This is a genomic window from Polaromonas sp. CT11-55 (genome assembly GCF_047303325.1).
Lineage (GTDB): Bacteria > Pseudomonadota > Gammaproteobacteria > Burkholderiales > Burkholderiaceae_C > Polaromonas.
Map to the genome: position 1 here is coordinate 1 of NZ_JBKBEX010000085.1, position 244 is coordinate 244.

At 58.2% G+C, this 244-nt stretch carries 1 protein-coding gene; it reads left to right on the top strand.

From position 1 onward, the window contains the following. The coding region (locus ACEN8I_RS24185) for an acyl-CoA reductase (protein WP_413331203.1) at positions 1-244 on the top strand (244 nt) is incomplete at both ends.

Sequence of the window (244 nt, forward strand, 5' to 3'; positions counted from 1 at the left end):
CATCACGATTCAACCAGAAAGGCTGCCTGTCGCCTCACGATTTTTACGTGGCGGGCAATGCGAGAGAGTTCGCCGAAAAGCTGGCGGCAGAAATGGCCGCTTACGAATCCACGGATCCCCGCGGCAGTATCACTCCCCTGGAGTCTGCCGAGATAGCCGACTTGCGGGCAAACTACCGTTTCCGGGCCGCCAGCGATCCTCGAGTTCAGGTTTGGGAAAGTGAGAATTCGACAGCGTGGACGGT